Source organism: Streptomyces sp. R302 (assembly GCF_012927245.1).
GTDB lineage: Bacteria > Actinomycetota > Actinomycetes > Streptomycetales > Streptomycetaceae > Streptomyces.
The window spans coordinates 432,156-449,278 of record NZ_JABBGE010000004.1; the positions used below are offsets into that span (position 1 = coordinate 432,156).

Genomic DNA, 17,123 nt, shown 5'->3' on the forward strand with positions numbered 1-17,123 from the left:
CCCGATCGGCACTCCCGCACCCCCGCGCTCCCGCACGGCCCTTCCGACCCGTCCCCGACCGAAGGGTTCCGCAGACATGACCGCCACCACCCCCTCGGACAGACCCGCGATACCCGCCGGCCGCGTCGAGCTCCCGCCCGGCGCGGCCGGCGGCGACCCGCGCTTCGTCAACGACGACCTGCTCCCGGTGCCCGTCGCCGCACGCCGCTGGACCACGTACAACTTCGCCGCCCTCTGGGTCGGCATGGCCCACAACATCCCCTCCTGGCTCCTCGCGTCCGGCCTCGTCGCCCTCGGCATGGACTGGAAGCAGGCCGTCCTCACCATCGCGCTGGCCAACGTGATCGTGCTCCTGCCGATGCTCCTGACCGGGCACGCGGGACCCAAGTACGGCATCCCGTTCCCCGTCCTCGCCCGCGCCTCCTTCGGACTGCGCGGGGCCAACCTGCCCGCGCTCATCCGGGCCGGGGTCGCCTGCGCCTGGTTCGGCATCCAGACCTGGATCGGCGGGCAGGGCATCTTCGTCCTGCTCGACAAGGTCTTCGGCGGCTGGGCCGAGGCGGCCAGGGTCGGCGGTCAGCCGTGGACGCTCTGGCTGTGCTTCGTCCTCTTCTGGATGCTCGAACTCGCCATCATCCACCGGGGGATGGAAACGCTGCGCCGCTTCGAGAACTGGGCCGCGCCCTTCGTCATCGTCGGCGCGTTCGTCCTGCTGGTGTGGATCGCGGTCAAGGCCGGCGGCTTCGGTCCCCTTCTCGACCAGCCCTCGCGGCTGGGCTGGGGCCCGGACTTCTGGCCGGTCTTCTTCCCCGCCCTCATGGGCATGATCGCCTTCTGGGCGACGCTCAGCCTCAACATCCCGGACTTCACCCGCTTCGGCGCCGGACAGCGCGCCCAGGTCTGGGGCCAGACCCTCGGGCTCCCCACCACGATGACGCTCTTCGCGCTGCTCTCGGTCCTCGTCACCTCCGGCTCGCAGGCCGTGTACGGGGCACCCGTCTGGGACCCGGTCGCGCTGGCCGCGAGGACGGACAACGTCTTCGGGCTGCTCTTCGCCCTGGTGACCGTGCTCGTCGCCACCATCTCGGTGAACATCGCGGCGAACGTCGTCTCGCCCGCCTACGACCTCGCCAACCTCGCGCCCAAGCTCGTCGACTTCCGCACCGGCGCACTGATCACGGGCGTCGTGGGCGTGGTGATCATGCCGTGGAAGCTGACCGAGACCCCCGAGCTGTACATCTTCACCTGGCTCGGACTCGTCGGCGGACTGCTCGGCACCGTCGCCGGCATCCTCATCGCCGACTACTGGCTCGTCCGCCGCACCGTCCTCGACCTCGCGGGGCTGTACCGCGCCGACGGCCCCTACTGGTACCGGGGCGGCTGGAACCCGGTCGCCGTCCTCGCCTTCGCCGTCGGAGGCGTCCTCGCCGTCGGCGGCTCCCACTCGGCACCCGGTACCGGACCCTTCCCCGAGGACGGCCTGATCCCCTTCCTCAGGCCGCTCGCCGACTACGGCTGGGCGGTCGGCCTTGCCGCCTCCCTGCTGCTCTACACCGCACTCATGCGGGGACGGCGAGGAGCCGTCCCCTCGTGATCGTGGTGACAGCACGCCGAAGCGGTCAGTCGGGCCGGGCGGGAGCTCGTAGTTCGATCTTGTGGCCGCCGTCCGGGGTGGGTCCGGCGGTGAGGGTGCCGTCGAGGAGTTCGGCGCGTTCCTTCAGGCCGATGAGGCCGTGGCGGGCGCTGGGGAGGGCGACGGTCGGGCGGGTGGGGGCGGTGTTGGTGACGGTGACGCCGAAGTGGTGCGCGTCGTGCCAGAGGCGTACGTCGGCACGGGCTCCGGGGGCGTGCTTGCGCACGTTGGTGAGGGCTTCCTGGACCGTGCGGTAGACGGTGCGCTGGGCGGTGGTGCTGATGCCGGGAGGAAGCTCGCCGGTCAGGGTGGTCTCGATGCCGCTGTTGGCGATGAGCTGCCGGAGGTCGGCGAGGGTGGGCTGGGGGGTGAGTTCGGTCGCCCTGCCGCCCGAGGCGCGGAGCAGGGTGACCATGTGGCGGAGTTCGTCGAGGGTGTCGGCGCTCAGGGTGCGGATGGTGCGGGCGGCCTCGCGGGCGTCGGGGTCCTTGGCGGCCATCTGCAGGGCTCCGGCCTGGACGGCGATGAGGCTGACCTGGTGGGAGACGACGTCGTGCATCTCGCGGGCCAGTTGGGCGCGTTCCCGGGCGAGGACGGTCTGGGCGTAGAGGGCGCGTTCGTGCTCCCGGGCCTCCTTGACCTCTTCGAGCCGGCCGGCCAGCTCGTGCCTGGCCTGCACGAGCTGGCCGAACAGGACGGGGGCGAAGGCCGTGGCCAGCGTGTAGACGAACTGGACGAGCGTCCAGGTCCGGTCGCCGTCGAACGCGTCGGACAGCGGCCACAAGAGGGTCGCCGCAGTGGCGTTCAGGAGGGCGCAGCCGGCGAGCAGCGGGCGGTTGCGGGTGGACGCGGCGAGTGTGTACAGGGCGGCGATCGGCGCGACCGCGACGTCCATGAACAGGGTCATGGGCAGGGTCAGCAGGAAGACGGCCAGCGGGAAGCGCCGGCGCAGGAACAGGCCGGCGGAGCCCGCGGCGGCGCAGGCCCACATCACAGGGGTGCCCTCGCCCAGGAGGTTGATCCAGGCGTCGAGCGCGGCCAGCACCACGAGCCCCGTGTCGACGGCCCAGGGCGGTACGCGCCGCCACAGTGCCCGGCCCGGGCTCATCGGCCGTTGTCCCGTGCCGTGTTGTCGTCGTCGTTGTGGGTGAGCAGTCCGGCGCGCTCGGCGAGGAGCGCGGCCTGGACGCGGCTGGAGACCCGCAGCTTGGTCAGGATCGAGCTGACGTGGTCCTTGACGGTGCCCGCGCTCAGATGGATGCGGGTGCCGATGTCGGCGTTGGAGAGTCCTTCCGCGACCAGGACGAGGACGTCGCGTTCCCGGTCGCTGAGCAGGCCGACGCGTGCGACGTCCGCGTCCTGGGGCGCTCCGGCCCCCGGGTGGCCGCGGAGCAGCGCGCGTGATGCCTTCGGGGACATGACGACGCCGCCCGCGGCCAGGGTGCGTACCAGCTGGGCGAGCTGCTCGGGCTCGGTGTCCTTGAGGAGGAAGCCGGAGGCTCCCGAGCGCAGTGCGGTCAGGATGTACTCGTCGGTGTCGAAGGTGGTCAGCATGGCGACGTGCGGTGGTGCGGGCAGTTCCCGGATCTGCCGCAGCACGGTCAGGCCGTCCACGTCCGGCATGCGGATGTCGAGGAGCACGACGTCCGGCAGCTCGCGCCGGACCACGTCGGCAGCCTGCGCCCCTTCCGCGGTCGCCACGACCTCGATGCCGTCGGACGCGTTCAGGATCATCCGGAAACCGGACCGCACCAGGGCCTCGTCGTCCACCACCACTACCCGGATCACCGGCGTCCCGCCTCACACTCTCGTCCGCGCTGTCCCGCTGCTCGGCGACCCGCGCATTCGGGGGTCCCGCGTGCTCGCAGGGGTTCGCCTGACGTCGACCGTACGCCGGGCAGGGTACGCGGTGACGTGATCACCCGCCGACGGTGGACACCCGGCGGGTCGGCTCCAGCCGTTCGGGGGGTGCGCTCCGGCCGGTCGGCGGGACGGCGGGCCGGCGGGTCGGCGGGACGGCGGGCGAGACCCGGCGGATGGCGCCCGCCGTGCTCGTACCGCGGGACCGGTCCGCGGCCCCGCGCCGAGTCCGAGGCCCGCAGCCGATGTCCGTACCGTTTCGAGGACCGTCCCGCCATGCCCGGCGCATACCTGCGTCAGTCCGTCCGTGAGCGAGGTACCGCACGTCAGGCGGACCGCGATCGCCGCCGGAAGAGGGCGGGCAGGCGCGATGTCGTGACGAAGCCCTCCGCCCGGCCGGCGGCCAGGGCGATCCGCAGCAGTTCTCCGCTCTTCCGGAAGAGGACGAAGCGGGGCTCCCAGGCCGGTCGGTACTTGGCGTTCGCCCGGTACAGCGATTCGATCTGCCACCAGCGGGAGCGGAACCCCAGGGCGGAACATCGCGAAGTTCAGCGAGATCCGGGCCAGTCCCACGTCGTCCGCCCGCCGCAGCAGTTCGATCACCATGAACTGCACCAGGCCGCGTTGTCGATGTGGCCGTCCCGGCGCATCAGGTCGAGCGAGAGCCCCTTGCTCCCCCAGGGAACGAAGCCGAGCAGTGCGCGCAGTTCGCCGTGGGCGTCGTGGCACTCGACCGTCACGCAGCGCCCGTCGTCCGGCGAACCGAGCCTGCCGAGCGCCTTCGAGAAGCCGCGTTCGGTCGCCCCGTCGCGCAGGCGGTCGGCGTCGGCCACCAGACGGGCCGTCTCCGGCTCGGGTATGTCCTCGTGGCGGTGTACCCGCACGCGGTAGCCGGCGCGCCGGACCCGGTTGTGCGCCTGTCGGACCCCGCGCATCGCGCGTCCCTCCAGGGTGAAGTCCGCGACCTCCACGACGGCTTCGTCGCCCCGTTCGAGGGCGCTCAGCCCGTGGCGTCCGTAGATCACTCCCGCGCTTCCTCGGACGCCCCCATCACGGCCGCCTTGCCGCGGAGCAGGGCGAAGTAGCCCAGGGAGTCCCGCTCGCCGTGCCGGTCCAGGAGGGTGCGCAGCCGGGCCTCGTCGTCCTCGGTCGGCATCAACCGGTCCCGGGGGCTGCGGAACGCCACGTACAGCACGCTCAGGAACACGAGCGCCGCCGTCACGTCGAGCGTCCCGTCGACCCAGCCGGGCACCTGGATGAGGCGGGCGGCCTTCTCGGACGGGTCCAGCGTGACGAAGCGGGACAGGACGTAGCCGAGACGATCGGACAGGACCGCTCCCGCACCGCTGCCGGTCGCCCGCAGCAGTGACACCCCGAGCGCGCTGCCGAGGACCATACCGCCGGCCAGGGTGACGAGCGCGGCGGAGGCCCAGTTCATCCAGTGCTGAGGCCCAGTTCATCCAGTGCTGAGGATCGCGGACACCAGGCCGGCGGTGAGCAGGTACGGGGTGAAGTGCTCGCCCTCGTTGTGTTCCCGCACCCTGTCGCGCAGGGGAACCGCCGGCACCGCCAGCACATTGAGCAGAGCCATGCCACACAGCTACCCGACGGTCCCGGTCTGTGACCGCGGCCGAGCGGCGGATGATCCTCCCGCCGTATGGCGGGGGGCGACCGGTCACCCGTCGGATACCGCCGGTCCGAAGCATCGACGAGGTTGGGGACATGCAAGCCGGGACGCCGTGAGCGTCGGCCCTGTCCGACGGACGGATGATCCCGTGTCCGCCCGCCGTGTCCGCTCCCCGTGGCCGTGTGTCGGCCAGGAGCAGAAAGCAAGGAGCCCCCCATGTCGGCCACCAGCCGGACCCTGCTCGCCGGTGCCGTCGCAGCGGTCGTCGCCGTACTGATCACTGTTCTGGCCACGGCCGTCGGCAACTAGCCCCCTGCGCCAAGTCAGGAGAAATCCTCATGAGTGTTTCGCTGTCCAAGGGCGGCAACGTCTCGCTGAGCAAGGAGGCCCCGGGCCTCACCGCGGTCCAGGTCGGCCTGGGCTGGGACGTACGCACCACCACGGGCGCCGACCACGACCTGGACGCGAGCGCGCTGCTGTGCAGCGAGAGCGGGAAGGTCGCCTCCCACGCGTGCTTCGTCTTCTACGACAACCTCACGAGCCCGGACGGTTCGGTCGAGCACACCGGCGACAACCCCACCGGGGAAGGCGGCGGCGACGACGAGGTCATCAAGGTGAACCGCGCCACCGTACCCGCCGACGTGGCGAAGATCGTCTTTTCGGTCTCCCTCCACGATGCCGCGGCCCGCGCCCAGGACTTCGGTCAGGTGCGCCACGCGTACATCCGGGTGGTGAACCAGGCCGACGGGGTCGAGATCGCCCGCTACGACCTCAGCGAGGACGCCGCCACCGAGACCGCGATGGTCTTCGGCGAGCTCTACCGCAGCGGCGCGGAGTGGAAGTTCCGGGCCGTCGGCCAAGGCCATGCCTCCGGGCGGCTCGCCGGCATCGCCCAGGACTTCGGCGTCAGCCTCTGACCCCGGACGCCACTCCAGCCGCCTCGCCTGCCCACGCCTGCCCACGCCTGTCCACGCCTGCCCTCGCCTGTCCTCGCGTGGACATCCCTCCGCGTGCGTGGGGCGAGCCCTCCCCGCCGGCCGCCGGCCGCCGTTCGGCCCCGGCCACACACTTCGATTCGACCCACCCGGGAGTACTCATGTCCATCAACCTCGCCAAAGGCCAAAGGATCGGCCTGACCAAGCCCGACACGACCCCCCTCAGCCACGTACGGATGGGGCTGGGCTGGCAGGCGAGGACGCGCACGGGCTTCCTCGGCAGACTGATGGGCCCCGCGGCGATCGACCTCGACGCTTCAGCGGTCCTGTACGCGGGCCGGAGGGTCGTGGAGGTCGTCTACTTCCAGCACCTGACCGGCATCTTCGGTGCCGTGAAGCACTCCGGCGACAACCGCACCGGCGGCGACGGGCCGGGGGACGACGAGGCCATCACGGTCGACTTCACGCGAATGCTGGCGGAAGTGGACCAGATCGTCTTCACCGTGAACTCCTTCACCGGCGCGACCTTCGGCGAGGTCGAGAACGCCTACTGCCGCCTGGTGGACGACTCGACGGGGGCCGAACTCGCCCGCTACACCCTGTCCGGCGGCGGCCCCCACACCGCCCAGATCATGGCCAAGATCTCCCGCGTCAACGGGGCGTGGCAGCTGGCCGCCATCGGCGAACCCGCCTCGGGGGCCACCTTCCAAGACCTCCTGCCCGCCATCGACCGCCACCTCTGATCCGTCCGCCCCGGCCCGCCGGTCGACGGGGTGGTCCCGGCCGGTCGGCGGGGGTGTCACCGAAGCCTGCCGGATGGTCCGCCTCCCTACCCCACCGGGAGATTCCTCGTATGACACAGATACAGCCGCCGCAGGCGATGTCGGCTCCGCAGGAGAACGCGCCTCCACGCCTCCCCACCTCGTCCGAGTCCGCCGGAAAGCCCTCGATGGGGCGCCTGGTCGGGGTGGATCTGGCCCGCGCGCTCGCGGTGTTCGGTATGTACGTCGTGCACATCGGCCCGCCGCTCGAAGCCACGACCGGGGTGGGCACCTGGGTGCGGTTCCTGGCCGACGGCCACTCGTCGGTCCTGTTCGCCACCCTCGCCGGGTTCTCGCTGATGCTGATCGCCGGCCGTCGTGAGCCGAAGACCGGCCTGGCCGGCCGGCAGGCGAAGGCCCGGATCGCGATCCGCGCCGTGGTACTGCTGGCCCTGGGCAGCGTGCTGGCGATCGAATACGGGGACGTCATCATCCTCGGCTTCTACGGCGTCTACTTCCTCCTCGCCCTGCCCCTGCTGCGGCTGTCCGCCAGGACACTGGCGATCACCGCCGCGGGCCTCGCGCTCGTCGCACCCCAGTTGGCGTTCGTCCTGCGCACGTGGCTGGGCGAATCGGTCCAGCAGAGCATCAACGCCTACGATCCGCTCGAGAAGCTCAACGGCGTGGGAGTGATCGATCTGCTGCTCACGGGCCTCTATCCGACGATCACGTGGATGCCGTTCGTGATCGCCGGTATGGCATTGGCCCGCCTCGACCTGTCGGCCGTCTCCGTCCAGCGGCGCCTGGCCGCCCTCGGCGCCGCCCTGACCGTGGCCGCGTACGGTCTGTCGCTGCTGCTGGCGGGCAAGGACGCGGTGTTCGGGGGAACCGGTGGGTCGTCCGCCGGCTCCGGGTCCTGGTCCGGCGGCTCCGGGGCCGCTTTCAGCGGTTCCGGGTCGGGGTCCGGCGGCAGCGGCTCCAGCGAGCAGCTCGTGTCGTCTGCCGCGGACCTCCTGGGTGCCGGCCCGCACACCGGCACCACGTTCGACATCATCGGCAGCGCGGGCGTCGCCATCCTCGTGATCGTGGGCGCGACGGTGCTGATGGACCGGGCGGCGCGCCTGCGCCGTCTGGCGAAGCCGGTCATCGCCGTGGGCACCATGTCCCTGACGGCCTATGTCGGTCACTTCCTCGCACAGTCCGCGTGGCCCGCTTCCGGCTCCGGCACCACGAAGTCCTGGGTGCCCGTGCTCACGTACATCCTGTGCGCGATCGTGTTCGCCGCGGTGTGGTCCCGCTTCTTCCGCCGCGGACCGCTGGAGGCGCTGCTCAACGCCGCCACCGAGCCGGCGAAGTACGTGCGATGACGGGACCGGGGCGGGCGGCCTCTCCTGGCCCGCCCCGGCTCCGACGGCCCTCGCGGCCCGCTCACATCGACCGTCCGTCCGGCACCCCGCCCGAACGGCTGAAGCAGGCCCCGAGCGGCTCGGACAGGTACGTGTCGTCGCTCCGGAACCGGAATCCACATGACCTTCGTCCTGATCGTGATCACCGCAGTGACGGCCGGGTGGGCGCTCGTCGCCCGGAGGCTTGAGCGGGGGCATGTCAGAGCCCCCGTGGTGCTGGTCCTCGCGGGCGTCGTCACCGGGGTGTTCACGCACAGCCGGATCGCGGTCACGCTCAACTCCGAGATCGCCCAGCACGTGGCCGAGGTCATCCTGGCGGTCCTGCTGTTCGTCGACGCGACGGAACTGCCGGGTGGCCGGCTGTTCGGCAACGACCCCGGCGAGGCCGCCCGCACCCTGCTCGTGGCGCTGCCCCTGAGCCTGGCCGCCGTCGTCCTGCTCGGCACGCTGCTGCTCCCCGGCCTGCCCGCGGTGATCCTCCTGATCATCGCGGGCATCATCGTCCCGACCGACTTCGCCCCGGCCGAGACCCTCGTACGGGACACCCGCATCGCGGCGCGCGTCCGCGACGTCCTCAACGTGGAGAGCGGCTACACCGACGGCATCATCTCGCCCGTCTTCCTCTTCGCACTCATCCTGGCGGGCTCCACCTCACAGGCGCACACTCCCGTGCAGGCACTGGCCACGGCCGTTCCGTTCGCCGCGAAGGCCCTGGCCGTGGGCGTCGCCCTCGGTTCCCTGCTCGCATGGCTGATGACCACGGCCGACCGCAGGCAGTGGATGACCGGACAATCCCGCCGCGTCCTCGTCCTGGTCACACCGCTGCTCGTCCACACCGTGACGGTGGCGGCCGGCGGCAACGGCTTCGTCGCCGCGTTCGTCTGCGGCATCGCCTTCCGGTACGTCCGGCAGACCCCGGCCCGGCGACACGAGTCCTACGTCCCCGACGCTTCGGACTTCCGCCTCGTCGAGGACACCGGCTCGATCATGGCCATGTGCATGTGGTTCTTCTTCGGCAACGCCACCGTGCTCGCCCTGAGCGAGGGCATCGACGTGCCGACCGTGCTGCTCTGCCTCGCCGCGCTCACCGTCGTACGCGTCGGTCCGATCCTGTTCGCCTTCCTCGGCTCGGCCTTCACCGGGCGTGAACGGCTCATGATCGGGACCCTCGGCCCACGCGGCACCACATCGATCGTGTTCGGCCTGCTCGCCTTCAACGCCCTCCCCGACGGCCCCTCCGCGGACACCGCCCTGTACGCCATGACCGTCACCGTGCTCGGCAGTGCCCTGCTCCATGGCCTCGGCTCGACGCCCCTCGCCCGCCTGCTCACCGCCCCTGCCCCCGCCCCCACTCCCGCCCCCGTCCCCGCCTCCCCGGCCGGCCCGGAGAAGGTCCGCTGAGCACGTGGGCGGCCACGCTTCTCACCCGACGGGGCGCCCCGCCGGGGTCAGGAACTGGGTCGCGGCGAGCTGTGCGTACAGCTCGTCCTCGGCCACCAGCTCCTCGTGGGTGCCGATCGCGCGGACCGTGCCGGCGTCCATGACGACGATGCGGTCGGCGTCCGTCACCGTGGACAGGCGGTGCGCCACCACCAGGACGGTGGTCTCGCGCGCCGTCTCGCCGATGACGTCCCGCAGCGCCAGCTCGTTCACCGCGTCGAGCTGCGAGGTCGCCTCGTCGAGGAGCAGCAGCCGGGGCTTGCGCAGCAGTGCGCGGGCGATCGCGACGCGCTGGCGCTCGCCGCCGGACAGCTTCGAGCCGCGGTGCCCGACCGGGGTGTCCAGGCCGTGCGGGAGACGCTCGACGAGGGTGTCGAGCCTGGTCCGGGCGAGGACGGCGCGGATGTCGTCGTCCGTCGCGCCGGGCGCGCTGAAGACCAGGTTCTCCCGCAGCGTGCCGGCCAGAACCGGTGCGTCCTGCTCGACGTACCCGATGGCGGACCGCAACGCGGACAGCGGCCACTGCCGGATGTCCGTACCGTCGACCAGGACGCGCCCGCCGGTCGTCTCGTAGAACCGCTCGATGAGCGAGAAGACCGTCGACTTGCCCGCGCCCGAAGGCCCGACGAAGGCGGTCAGCCCGGCGCCCGGCACCTCGAAGTCCACCCGCTGGTGGATGTACGGCAGCCCGGGCCCGTACCGGAAGGACACGTCCTCGAAGCGGACGGACGCCGGACGCGCCTCGGTCCGCACCGGCTCGTACGTGGCCGGCGGCTCCGCCGCCAGGCGGTCGACCTCCTTGATCCGGGAGATCGCGGCCGCGCCCTCCTGGTACGCGGAGGCGGCCTCGACCAGCTTGTACACCGGCTCCATCAGGTAGAACAGGTACAGCAGGAAGGCGATGAGCGTGGAGACGGGGATGTCCCCGGACGCCACCCTCGCTCCGCCGACCGCGAGCACCGCGAGGAACGCCAGCTCGACGGCGAGGTTGTCCGCCGTCCCCAGCAGGGCCTCCCACTTCGCGCCGCGCACGCCGTGGCGCCACGCCCGCCGGGCCGACGCCTCGACGCGGGCGGTCTCCCGCTCCTCGGCACCGGACGCCTTCACCGTGCGGAACGCGCCGAAGACCCGCTCCAGGCCGGTGGACATCTCCCCGACGGCGGCCTGGGAGCGCTCGGCGGCCCGCCCGATCCTCGGCATCACCAGGGCGGCGCCCGCGCCGACGACCACGACCACACCGAGCGTGACGCCGAGCAGGACGACGTCGAGGAAGGCCATCACCACGACCGCCGCGATCAGCGTCAGCGCCCCGGTCGCGGCGTTGACCACCGCCTGGGTGCTGACCGCCCGCAGCAGCGTGGTGTCGGAGGTCACCCGGGCCATCAGGTCGCCCGGCTGCGTCCGGTCCACCGCCGAGAGCCGCAGCCGCAGCATCCGGCCGATCAGGCTGCGGCGAGCGGCCAGGACCACCGACTCCGCCGTCCGCTCCAGCACATACGCGCCGAACGCCTCGGCCACCGTGCTCAGCAGCACCAGTACGGTCAGCGCCAGCAGGACGGCGGCGAGCGTGCCGCCGGACGAGAGCCGGTCGACCAGCTCCTTCGTGGCCAGCGGCTGCAGCAGCCCGCCGGCGGCGCCCACCAGCGCCAGCAGCAGACCGAGCACGACCGCCCACCGGTGCGGGCGGACGTACCCGTACAGCGCCTTGAGCGTCTCGCGGACGCGCAGGGACTCGGCACCCGTCGTCTCCGGGGCGGATGCGGTGTTCACAGGATTCCTTCCCTCGGTGGTCCGCCGCTGCGCCAGGGGACGCGCCGAAGCGGCGCGCTCCTGCCGGGTGTGCGGCGTGTGATGCCACCAGCGTGGAAGCCCGGAGACCTCTCGGGCTATCCGGCGATCGTCGGGAGGACCCCCGCCGAGTGGCCGGAACCCTTGAGGGCACCATCGACGCAGAGGCGACCAGGGGCGACCAGGTGCGGCCAGGTGCGGCCTGGTGCGACTAGAGCGAGTCGAGTCCGCGTTCGTGGCGGTCCACGGCCTCGCGGACGGCGTCGACGAAGCCGTTCCAGAAGTGGGCCTCGTGGGCCGTGCCCACGCCGGCGCTCGTCCGGCGGCCGGAGGCGCCGGAGAAGTCGCCGAACATCGCCCTGCGGAGCTCGGTGGAGATCTCCAGCTGCGCGCCGGCGCCGGTGCGGGTGCGGTTGACGATGTTGTCCGGGTCGTCGCCGTTCAGGGGGCTGTTCACACCCGCGACGGTGACCGTCACGTCGAGCGCCGGGTCGGCGTTGCCGGTGGTGAGCCCGTGGCCGGCGAAGGCCGCGGCGAGGTTCCGCATCAGGCGCGTGTCCCGGCCGCCGATGAGGATCTGCTTGGCCGGCGTGCCCGCGTCCGGCGCGAAGCCGTGCAGGGAGACGGCGTACAGGTTGGCGGCGCAGACCGCCAGGGCGGCGGGGTCGTCGCAGTGGGTCGACGTGACGTGGAGGGAGCTGGAGGACGCGATGCCCTCGAACATCCAGTAGTCGCGCTGCGGCACGGCGCTGTCCGCCACCGGGTCGGTCCCGGCGCCGACGCGCGAGTATCCGGCGAGGGTGAGGCAGAGCTCGCTGGTACCCGGCTCGATGCCGCCGCCGTGCGGCGCGATGACCGCCGTGCTGCGTATGACGCTGCTGCTCGCGCTCGCGTTGTCGAGGAGGAGGCCCTGGGCGTGGGTGCGGAAGCGCCGCATCCAGTGGACGCCCTCCCGGTACTCGGTGCTGCTGTACAGCGCCGCGTTCGTCGGGAACTCGGTCGCGGTGGTCGCCGCGGCGGCGGTGCCGCCGTTCCCGGCGAGGTCGTTGAGCAGGGGCAGGGAGGCCGCCGCCGCGGCGACGGAGGTCAGGAGCGTACGTCTGCTGGTGAGCGTCATGAGCCGATCATCCCAGCAGCCCACGGGAGCTCCGGCAGCCCACGGGCGCTGCGGCTGCCCCTGCCGTCCCCGGCACCGCCCTCCTCCTCTGCACGGGCCTCATGGGACGCCGTCGTCGGAGTGACGCCCCGGCGCGGCAGGGCGGCGGGGCGGGGCCGGCTGCCTAGGGTCGGTCGCACGTCTGGACCCCCTCGGCTCGGAGAGGAGCCCCCGTGGCCTCACGGCTCAACCCCTACCTCAGCTTCACCGGCTCGGCGAAGCAGGCCCTCGACTTCTACCAGGACGTCTTCGGCGGCGAGCCCGTCGTCAACACCTACTCCCAGTTCGGCGAGGCGCCCCCCGGCTTCGCGGACAAGATCATGCACGGCATGCTGGAGACCCCGGCGGGCTTCACGCTGATGGTCTCGGACACCCCGCCCGGCATGGACCACACCCCCGGCTCCACCATCAGCATCAGCGTCAGCGGCGACGACGAGGCCGAACTCCGCGGCTACTGGGAGAAGCTCTCCGCGCGCGGCACGGTCTCCGTCCCCCTGGAGAAGCAGATGTGGGGCGACGTCTTCGGCATGTGCACCGACGAGTTCGGCGTCGTCTGGATGGTGGACATCACCGCCGAACCCTCCTGACCGGTCTGACCACCGGAAACGTGGGTGAGAAGCACCTCGAACACCTGGTAGATTGATGTTCGTCGCCGCGAGGGAAACCAGCGGAGACCAACACCTTGTCCGGGTGGCGGAATGGCAGACGCGCTAGCTTGAGGTGCTAGTGCCCTTTATCGGGCGTGGGGGTTCAAGTCCCCCCTCGGACACGATCGACGACGAGCCGTGCGGGCCGGTGGAAACCGGACCGCACGGCTCGTTCTCGTACGCCCGGACGTCCTCAGGCCGCCGGCGGGCGGACGCCCGTCGTGCGGGCGATCCACGCCAGGTGGGAGGTGATCCTGGTGTTCACCGCAGGGGTGTCCGTGGCGCAGCCGCGGCCGTAGGAGACGAGAGCAGCCAGGACGGGGCGGCCCGTTCCGGTGCGGTGCGACAGGGGGCCGCCGGAGTCGTAGACGCAGGTGTCGCGGCCGGGGGTCCAGGTGCAGAGCTGGGCCGGGGTGAGGGGGCCCACGTCCCGGCGGGCGCACGCGGCGTGGGGGACGGTGTCGAGGGTGACCGTGCGCAGGACGGGGGAGGGGCCCTCGCCGAAGGCGGTCGCGCCCCAGCCGACGGCTTCCAGACGCGTGTGGTCGAACGTTTCGGCAGGTGTGGGGAGCGCGATCGGGCGCACGCCGGCGTCCGGGCGGACCGGATCCGACAGGGTGATCACGGCGAGGTCGTCGTGCTGGGTGCGGGAGTCGTAGCCGGGGTGGACGGTGAAGCGGACGGGACGGGCCACGCGCGCGTGCCGGGACTCCGTCGCCGTGCGCAGGTCGTGGTCGCCGAGGAGCACCGCGACCCGGCGGGTGTCCGCGTACGAGCCGCTCAGGCAGTGCGCGGCCGTCAGGACGTGCCGGGTGCCGATCAGCGCGCCGCCGCAGAACTGGCGGTGCCGCTCCACGTCGACCAGCGCCGCCACGTAGGGGTACGCCCCCGGGGCCGCCTCCTGCCCGCCGACCACGGCCGCCGCCTCGCGAGGCGCGCCCGGCATCACCCCCAGGACCAGCCCCGCGAGCGCCGCCGCTACCGTCCTCACCCGTCCCAAGGTGCCCTCCATGACGTCGACCCAGCGTGTCCATGACGTCAACGAGCCGACGACGGGCAGGTCACCGCTCCGCGTCGGGCCGCCGGCCGGGGAGGTACGCGGCGGCCGCCGCCTCCCAGGCCCGGACACCGCCCGGGAAGGGCCAGGCGCGGCTCGGGGGCGGCGATGTCGGCGACCGAGGCCGGCTCGCGGGCGAGCGCGCGGGCCGCGTTCGCCGCCGCCCGTCGGGCGCACTCCATCCGCAGCCCGGGGCGCACCGGGGATCCCACACGCGTGGGAGAGACGCTACGGCACCCGCGCGGTCCACTCCGGGGACGAGAACTTGCCCTCCGCCAGCTCCTTGGCGGCGGCCAGCTCCTCCTCCGTCACCCGGCCCTCCGTCAGGCCGTAGCGCTGCCGGAAGGAGGCGATCATCCTCTCGATCACCGCCTCGCGCGACAGACCCGTCTGGCGGCGCAGCGGGTCGACGCGCTTCTTCGCGCTCCTGGTGCCCTTGTCGGAGAGCTTCTCGCGGCCGATCCGCAGCACCTCGGTCATCTTGTCGGCGTCGATGTCGTACGCCATCGTCACGTGGTGCAGCACCGCGCCCGCGCCCGTCACCATCCGCTTCTGCGCCGCGCCCGCGATCTTCCCGGCCTCGGTGGCGATGTCGTTGAGCGGCTGGTACCAGGCCTTCACGCCCATGTCGCCGAGCGCGCCGAGGACCCAGTCGTCGAGGTAGGCGTAGCTGTCGGCGAAGGACAGGCCCTGCACCAGGGCGTCGGGCACCGACAGGGAGTACGTGATGGTGTTGCCGGGCTCGATGAACATGGCGCCGCCGCCGCTGATCCGGCGCACCACCCGGATGCCGTGCCGCTCGGCGGCCTCCGGGTCCACCTCGTTGCGCAGCGACTGGAAGCTGCCGATGACGACGGCGGGCGCGCCCCACTCCCAGACCCGCAGGGTCGGCGGCCGGCGGCCGTCCGCGACCTCTGCGGTGATCACCTCGTCGAGCGCCATGTGCAGGGCGGGGGACTGCGGCGGCTCGTGGATCAGCTGCCAGTCGTAGTCGGTCCAGTCGGTGGCGTGGGCGAGCGCCCGGCGGACGGCGACGCCGACCCCCTCGCTGGTGAGGCCGTACATCTGCGTGCCGGGCGGCAGGGCCGCGTCGATACGGGCCGCGAGCCCGGCGGCGTCGGTGTCGGCGGGCGCGCCCTCCAGAGCGCGGTCGATGGAGAGGATCGCCTCGTCGGGTTCGAGGAAGAAGTCCCCGGCCACCCGGACGCGACGGAGTGCCCCGTCCTCGACGTCCAGATCGACGACGACGAGCTTGCCCCCGGGCGCCTTGTACTCACCGTGCACCGTTTCGTCCCCTTTCCACAGGTGGTGACGATCCTAGCCAGGGACGTCCCGGGGCGAACGCGTCTCCCCGGCCGTCGCCCTGTCGGGAGACGGCCGGGGAGCATCAGGGTTTCCTCCTAGAGGGGGCCGAGCCAGGTGCACGCGTCGGCCCCTTCACCCGAGGGGCAGTTCCATCCCCGGTCCGCCGCGCCCGCCCAGGGCGGGTCGTTGACGTCGGAGCCGAAGTTGGACTTGGGCGGGGGCTCTTCGCTCACGTACCCCGCCACCTCTGTGTCCGGGTCCTCCTCATCGGTGCGGTAGTAGTAGACGCGCACGTCCTTCAGGAAGGGCCGGTACGTGTCCCAGCGGCGCTCCACCGCGCCGAGCACCGGCAGATTCGGCCCGGTGCCGGCGGGCGGGGGCACCGCCTGGTGCGTGTCGTTCATGCTGCCGTCCTTTCAGGCCCGGCCGGGGCCGCGGCACCGCCGCGTGCGGCCGGCGTACGGCCTCACTTGAAGAAGGCGCCGATCGCCTTCGTCGCCAGGGGCAGCAGCCAGGCGAAGTCCGCCTCGACGCCGCCCCCGTGCCCGGTGCCGGCGGCGAGGGGGGCCGGCCGGGTGCGGTCGACGGCCGGTGCCTGGACCGGTGCGCGCACGACGGCCGCCGGGGCCGCCCGTGCGGGGAAGTCCTTGTTCATGTCCGTGTCCTTTCCGTGCTCTCGGACCGGTGAGTCTGTGCTCTCGGACCGGTGAGTCCGTGTTCTCGGATCGGGGAGCCGTGGGGCGCTAGGCCTGGCGGGAGAGCCAGGCGTCCAGCATTCCCTTGGCTCCGTGACCGATCAGCTGCCAGGGCACCTCCCAGTTCGCCTCGGCGCCCTGCGAGCCCGCGCCGGCCCGTGCCGGTGCCGAGGGGGACCGGTCGACGGCGGGCGTCTGGAGGGGAGGCCGGGGCGCCGCCGTGTCCGGGAATTCGCTGTTCATCCCGGTGTCCTTTCGAAGAGGTCCGCACAGCGGTGGCCGGGCGCCTGGACGCGGGCCACCGCTGCCGCGGAGGGTGCTGCGAGCGGCCCTTCTAGAAGAGGACCTTCTTGGCGATGTTCCAGATGTCGCCCAGGCCGAAGTTGGCCTGGACGCCGTCCGCCGCCTCACCGGCGTTCGCCGGGCCGGCGGGGCTGCGGTCGATGGCGGGAGTCTGGAACGGCGTCTGCGGAGCGCCGGCCGGAGCCGGCCGCTCCTCGTACCGCGTGAACGGCTCGTTCATCGTTCTCACCTTTCATCGGGTGACGGTCCGGCGAGCGGTTGCCGCCGGAGGCTGGTGCTGCCCGGCCGGTCCGTGCCGCCGCGCGCGTGTCACAGGGCGTAGGACCGCTGCGCGTAGCACATCTGCCGGGCGGGTCCCCACAGGTCCGCGCAGCCCGAGCGGGCCGCCTGAACGCCCTCGGCGCCCTCGGCGCCCTGGTCCGGCCCCTGCCGCGGCTGCCGCCACGGGTCACGGACGACCGGCAGGGCCTGCGGAGGGAGGGAGGGGGTGGGGGAGGTGGTCGTGTCCAT

17 protein-coding genes, 1 tRNA gene and 1 pseudogene are annotated in these 17,123 nt (G+C 72.5%); 7 read left to right on the plus strand and 12 right to left on the minus strand.

What is annotated here, in order from left to right; translation table 11 throughout:
• Positions 1 to 76: 76 nt before the first annotated feature.
• Positions 77 to 1,594: an NCS1 family nucleobase:cation symporter-1 gene (locus HHL19_RS14935; protein ID WP_169089620.1), complete on the plus strand. Its 1,518-nt coding sequence runs from the start codon at positions 77 to 79 to the stop codon at positions 1,592 to 1,594.
• A 25-nt stretch (positions 1,595 to 1,619) separates the two neighbouring features.
• On the opposite strand, the gene HHL19_RS14940 is transcribed toward HHL19_RS14935, so the two are convergent.
• From HHL19_RS14940 to HHL19_RS14950, 3 genes and pseudogenes are all read right to left on the minus strand, one after another.
• Positions 1,620 to 2,741, minus strand: a complete 1,122-nt coding sequence (locus HHL19_RS14940; RefSeq protein WP_169089622.1) for a histidine kinase — start codon at positions 2,739 to 2,741, stop codon at positions 1,620 to 1,622.
• The gene (locus HHL19_RS14945) at positions 2,738 to 3,421 is read right to left on the minus strand and encodes a response regulator transcription factor (protein ID WP_346768348.1); all 684 of its coding nucleotides are present in this window, start codon (positions 3,419 to 3,421) and stop codon (positions 2,738 to 2,740) included. Before HHL19_RS14945 ends, HHL19_RS14940 begins: the two co-directional genes overlap by 4 nt.
• 398 nt (positions 3,422 to 3,819) lie before the next feature.
• A pseudogene (locus tag HHL19_RS14950) lies at positions 3,820 to 5,033 on the minus strand (phosphatidylglycerol lysyltransferase domain-containing protein); the annotation flags it as partial.
• Positions 5,034 to 5,458: 425 nt separating this feature from the next.
• On the opposite strand from HHL19_RS14950, the gene HHL19_RS14955 reads away from it, so the two are divergent.
• From HHL19_RS14955 to HHL19_RS14970, 4 genes are all read left to right on the plus strand, one after another.
• Positions 5,459 to 6,037 carry a TerD family protein gene (locus HHL19_RS14955; RefSeq protein WP_169089624.1) on the plus strand — a complete coding sequence of 193 codons (579 nt, stop codon included), beginning with the start codon at positions 5,459 to 5,461 and terminating at the stop codon, positions 6,035 to 6,037.
• Positions 6,038 to 6,216: 179 nt separating this feature from the next.
• A complete protein-coding gene (locus HHL19_RS14960) occupies positions 6,217 to 6,798 on the plus strand; it encodes a TerD family protein (RefSeq protein WP_169089626.1) in 582 nt (193 codons plus the stop codon).
• 206 nt (positions 6,799 to 7,004) lie between these two features.
• Entirely contained in the window at positions 7,005 to 8,183 is a 1,179-nt protein-coding gene (locus tag HHL19_RS14965) for a DUF418 domain-containing protein (protein WP_169089628.1), read from the plus strand.
• 159 nt (positions 8,184 to 8,342) lie between these two features.
• Positions 8,343 to 9,623: a cation:proton antiporter gene (locus HHL19_RS14970; RefSeq protein WP_169089630.1), complete on the plus strand. Its 1,281-nt coding sequence runs from the start codon at positions 8,343 to 8,345 to the stop codon at positions 9,621 to 9,623.
• 21 nt (positions 9,624 to 9,644) lie between these two features.
• Here the strand turns inward: HHL19_RS14970 and HHL19_RS14975 are convergent, their stop codons facing one another.
• Complete coding sequence (locus tag HHL19_RS14975; protein WP_169089632.1) at positions 9,645 to 11,432, minus strand: ABC transporter ATP-binding protein; 1,788 nt, start codon at positions 11,430 to 11,432, stop codon at positions 9,645 to 9,647.
• Between the two features lie 229 nt (positions 11,433 to 11,661).
• Positions 11,662 to 12,567 (minus strand): poly-gamma-glutamate hydrolase family protein, encoded by a 906-nt coding sequence (locus tag HHL19_RS14980; RefSeq protein WP_169089634.1) that lies wholly within the window; start codon positions 12,565 to 12,567, stop codon positions 11,662 to 11,664.
• A gap of 212 nt (positions 12,568 to 12,779) precedes the next feature.
• Here HHL19_RS14980 and HHL19_RS14985 point away from each other — a divergent pair, with 212 nt between their 5' ends.
• Together HHL19_RS14985 and HHL19_RS14990 are read left to right on the plus strand one after the other, a co-directional pair.
• Complete coding sequence (locus HHL19_RS14985; RefSeq protein WP_169089636.1) at positions 12,780 to 13,193, plus strand: VOC family protein; 414 nt, start codon at positions 12,780 to 12,782, stop codon at positions 13,191 to 13,193.
• A gap of 97 nt (positions 13,194 to 13,290) precedes the next feature.
• Positions 13,291 to 13,375: transfer RNA gene (locus HHL19_RS14990), tRNA-Leu, on the plus strand.
• Positions 13,376 to 13,446: 71 nt separating this feature from the next.
• Here the strand turns inward: HHL19_RS14990 and HHL19_RS14995 are convergent.
• From HHL19_RS14995 to HHL19_RS15025, 7 genes are all read right to left on the minus strand, one after another.
• Positions 13,447 to 14,244, minus strand: coding sequence for a serine protease (locus HHL19_RS14995; protein ID WP_346768349.1), 798 nt, complete (start codon positions 14,242 to 14,244; stop codon positions 13,447 to 13,449).
• Positions 14,245 to 14,538: 294 nt separating this feature from the next.
• Positions 14,539 to 15,594 carry a biotin/lipoate A/B protein ligase family protein gene (locus HHL19_RS15000; protein WP_169089640.1) on the minus strand — a complete coding sequence of 352 codons (1,056 nt, stop codon included), beginning with the start codon at positions 15,592 to 15,594 and terminating at the stop codon, positions 14,539 to 14,541.
• A gap of 116 nt (positions 15,595 to 15,710) precedes the next feature.
• Positions 15,711 to 16,019 carry a hypothetical protein gene (locus HHL19_RS15005; protein ID WP_169089642.1) on the minus strand — a complete coding sequence of 103 codons (309 nt, stop codon included), beginning with the start codon at positions 16,017 to 16,019 and terminating at the stop codon, positions 15,711 to 15,713.
• A gap of 62 nt (positions 16,020 to 16,081) precedes the next feature.
• Positions 16,082 to 16,270, minus strand: a complete 189-nt coding sequence (locus HHL19_RS15010; protein ID WP_169089644.1) for a hypothetical protein — start codon at positions 16,268 to 16,270, stop codon at positions 16,082 to 16,084.
• Between the two features lie 88 nt (positions 16,271 to 16,358).
• Complete coding sequence (locus HHL19_RS15015) at positions 16,359 to 16,553, minus strand: hypothetical protein (protein WP_169089646.1); 195 nt, start codon at positions 16,551 to 16,553, stop codon at positions 16,359 to 16,361.
• A gap of 91 nt (positions 16,554 to 16,644) precedes the next feature.
• Positions 16,645 to 16,833 carry a hypothetical protein gene (locus HHL19_RS15020; protein ID WP_169089648.1) on the minus strand — a complete coding sequence of 63 codons (189 nt, stop codon included), beginning with the start codon at positions 16,831 to 16,833 and terminating at the stop codon, positions 16,645 to 16,647.
• An 89-nt stretch (positions 16,834 to 16,922) separates the two neighbouring features.
• Complete coding sequence (locus HHL19_RS15025) at positions 16,923 to 17,123, minus strand: hypothetical protein (RefSeq protein WP_169089650.1); 201 nt, start codon at positions 17,121 to 17,123, stop codon at positions 16,923 to 16,925.

Bases quoted from the DNA above. Each gene is read 5' to 3' on its own strand.
- HHL19_RS14980 (WP_169089634.1), bottom strand. From the start codon at position 12,567: ATGACGCTCACCAGCAGACGTACGCTCCTGACCTCCGTCGCCGCGGCG.
- HHL19_RS14960 (WP_169089626.1), top strand. From the start codon at position 6,217: ATGTCCATCAACCTCGCCAAAGGCCAAAGGATCGGCCTGACCAAGCCC.
- HHL19_RS14970 (WP_169089630.1), top strand. From the start codon at position 8,343: ATGACCTTCGTCCTGATCGTGATCACCGCAGTGACGGCCGGGTGGGCG.
- HHL19_RS15015 (WP_169089646.1), bottom strand. From the start codon at position 16,553: ATGAACAGCGAATTCCCGGACACGGCGGCGCCCCGGCCTCCCCTCCAG.
- HHL19_RS14965 (WP_169089628.1), top strand. From the start codon at position 7,005: ATGGGGCGCCTGGTCGGGGTGGATCTGGCCCGCGCGCTCGCGGTGTTC.
- HHL19_RS14940 (WP_169089622.1), bottom strand. From the start codon at position 2,741: ATGAGCCCGGGCCGGGCACTGTGGCGGCGCGTACCGCCCTGGGCCGTC.
- HHL19_RS15025 (WP_169089650.1), bottom strand. From the start codon at position 17,123: ATGGACACGACCACCTCCCCCACCCCCTCCCTCCCTCCGCAGGCCCTG.
- HHL19_RS15005 (WP_169089642.1), bottom strand. From the start codon at position 16,019: ATGAACGACACGCACCAGGCGGTGCCCCCGCCCGCCGGCACCGGGCCG.
- HHL19_RS14935 (WP_169089620.1), top strand. From the start codon at position 77: ATGACCGCCACCACCCCCTCGGACAGACCCGCGATACCCGCCGGCCGC.
- HHL19_RS14955 (WP_169089624.1), top strand. From the start codon at position 5,459: ATGAGTGTTTCGCTGTCCAAGGGCGGCAACGTCTCGCTGAGCAAGGAG.
- HHL19_RS15010 (WP_169089644.1), bottom strand. From the start codon at position 16,270: ATGAACAAGGACTTCCCCGCACGGGCGGCCCCGGCGGCCGTCGTGCGC.
- HHL19_RS15020 (WP_169089648.1), bottom strand. From the start codon at position 16,833: ATGAACGAGCCGTTCACGCGGTACGAGGAGCGGCCGGCTCCGGCCGGC.